Genomic DNA, 2510 nt, shown 5'->3' with positions numbered 1-2510 from the left:
TATATCGCGCGCGCTGGAATCACGCGCGCATGCAGCGTTTGGGGCAAGACAATGCAGACATGGCAGCGCAAGTCGACGCCCCCGGCGCCGCAACCGGCGCCGTGGCGGTGTCCCCGATCAGCGCGCCAGCTGGCCGAGCACGCTCTCGAGCGACGACAGCCCCGTCTCGATCAGATGCGACATGTAGACGTTCATCTGCGGCATCACCAGCATCAGCAACAGCAGGCCGCCGGCCAGCGTGACCGGGAAGCCGACCGCGAAGATCGACAGCTGCGGCGAGGCACGGTTCAGGATGCCCAGCAGCAGGTTCAGCGTCAGCAGCGCGGCCACCAGCGGCAGCGCCAGCAGCAGGCCTGACGAGAATACCGTGCCGCCCGCACGCGCGACGGCCGCCCAGCCATCGGCCGACAGCGGCGTGCCGCCGATCGGCAGCGCCGAAAAGCTGTCGACCAGCGTGGCCAGCATCAGCAGGTGGCCGTCCATCGCCAGGAACAGCAGCATGGCGACGATGCCGAGAAAGCGCCCGAGCACCATGGTCTGGCCGCCGGCGCTCGGATCGAAGAACGAGGCGAACGACAGGCCCATCTGCAGCCCGATGATTTCGCCGGCGTATTCGACCGCGGCGAACACCAGCCGCATCGTGAAGCCGAGCGCGATGCCGACGCCGATCTCGTTCAGGATCAGCAGGAAGCCGTCGAAGGAATAGACCGGCACCACCGGCAGGTTCTCGATGGTCGGCGAGACCGCGATCGCGATCAGTGCGGCCAGGCCAATCTTGGCCTGCCGCGGAATGGTGCCCTCGCCGAACAGCGGCGCGGTGGCAATCAACGCCAGTAGCCGGAACAGCGGCCACAGGAAGGCGGCGATCCATTCGTAGAGCTGGGCCGTCGTCACCGAAACCATCGCGTCGTCTCCGCCGTCGTCCTAGTCGTCGTCATGCGAATGCATTGGGGCAGGCGCCTCAGCGCACCAGCCCAGGAATGCCCTCGAACACCTCGCGCATGTAGTCGACGAAGGTGTTGATCATCCACGGGCCCACCAGCACCAGCGTGATGAACAGCGCCAGCAGCTTCGGAATGAACGACAGCGTCATTTCGTTGATCTGCGTGGCGGCCTGGAACAGGCTGATCGCCAGGCCGGCGACCAGCGCGACCAGCAGCAGTGGACCAGCCAGCAGCAGCGTCATCTTCATCGCCTGGGTGGCGATGGTCATTACGGTTTCCGGCGTCATTTGGTCTCCGATGCGCTGGCAGGGTCGGCGAGGAACATCAGGGGAACATCAGGGGAACATCAGGTCAGGAAGCTCTGCGCCAGCGAGCCCAGCAGCAGCTGCCAGCCATCGACCAGCACGAACAGCATCAGCTTGAACGGCAGCGAGATCGTCGCGGGCGGCACCATCATCATGCCCATCGCCATCAGCACGCTGGCTACCACCAGGTCGATGATCAGGAACGGAATGAAGATCGTGAAGCCGATCTGGAACGCGGTCTTCAGCTCGCTGGTGACGAAGGCCGGCACCAGCACGCGCAGCGGCACGTCCTCGGGGCCCTGCATCTCCGGCGTCTTGGCCATTTGCGCGAACAGCGCCAGGTCCTTCTCGCGGGTCTGCTTCAGCATGAACGCCTTCATCGGCGCGGCGGCGCGCTCGGCCGCCTGCTCCAGGCTGATGCGGTTTTCCGACAACGGCTTGTAGGCCTCGGTGTAGACGCGGTCGAGCACCGGCGACATCACGAAGAACGTCAGGAACAGCGACAGGCCGATCAGCACCTGGTTCGGCGGCGAGGTCGCCGTGCCGAGCGCGGTGCGCAGCAGGCCGAGCACGATCACCACGCGGGTGAAGCCCGTCATCATCAGCAGCGCGGCCGGCAGGAAGGACAGCGAGGTCAGCAGGACCAGCGTCTGGACCGACAGCGACCAGGTCTGGCTGCCGCCCGGCCCAGGGCGGCTGACGATGCCCGGCAGGGCCTGCGCGGCCGCGGGATCGGCGCCGAATGCGAGGGCGGCGGCCAGCAGCAGGCCGAGCGCCAGCGTCAGCGGCGCTCCGGACCGACGCCGGCTGGCGGCGTACATGGTGTTCATGACTTCAGGGTCTGTTGCAGGTTCTGTTGCATCGAGCGCAGCAGCTTCTGCGCGAAGGTGGCCTTGTCGCCGAACGGGGCCTGGGGCGACATGGGCGTCGAGCCCTTGCTGCTCATGCCACCCATGCCGGCGATTGCCTCGCCGGGCGCGGCGGAGCCGGCCGGCAGCGTATGCAGCGTGCGGATTTCGCCGGCGCTGACACCGAGCACCAGCCAGGTATCGCCGACCTCGACCAGCAACAGGCGCTGGCGCGCGCCCAGGCTGGTGCTGCCGACGACTTTCATCACGCCGCCTTGTACATGCCGCACCAGACCGGCGCGGCGCGCCAGCCAGGCAAGGCCAAGGATCAGCGCGATGATCGCGAACAGGCCGAGACCGGCCTGGGCCAGCGCGCCGGCGCCGGTCGCGCCGGTCACGGCATCGGCCGCCTG

Annotated in this window: 4 protein-coding genes; all 4 read right to left on the bottom strand. The window is 67.5% G+C overall.

Features of this window, described 5'->3' with window-relative positions:
- Positions 1-117 precede the first annotated feature (117 nt).
- A complete protein-coding gene (fliR, locus tag B551_RS16310) occupies positions 118-903 on the bottom strand; it encodes a flagellar biosynthetic protein FliR (protein WP_006580046.1) in 786 nt (261 codons plus the stop codon).
- Between the two features lie 58 nt (positions 904-961).
- Positions 962-1231: a flagellar biosynthesis protein FliQ gene (gene fliQ / locus B551_RS16305; RefSeq protein WP_023264555.1), complete on the bottom strand. Its 270-nt coding sequence runs from the start codon at positions 1229-1231 to the stop codon at positions 962-964.
- A gap of 59 nt (positions 1232-1290) precedes the next feature.
- Complete coding sequence (gene fliP / locus B551_RS16300; protein WP_023264554.1) at positions 1291-2079, bottom strand: flagellar type III secretion system pore protein FliP; 789 nt, start codon at positions 2077-2079, stop codon at positions 1291-1293.
- Positions 2076-2510: flagellar biosynthetic protein FliO (gene fliO / locus B551_RS16295; protein ID WP_023264553.1), on the bottom strand; the 435-nt coding region annotated here is incomplete at its 5' end. The genes fliP and fliO, both read right to left, overlap by 4 nt.

It is taken from the genome of Cupriavidus sp. HPC(L) (assembly GCF_000307735.3).
In the GTDB taxonomy this organism is placed as follows: Bacteria; Pseudomonadota; Gammaproteobacteria; order Burkholderiales; family Burkholderiaceae; genus Cupriavidus.
The sequence above is the reverse complement of the archived record's forward strand: the minus strand, read 5'-3'. Positions and strand labels throughout refer to the sequence as shown.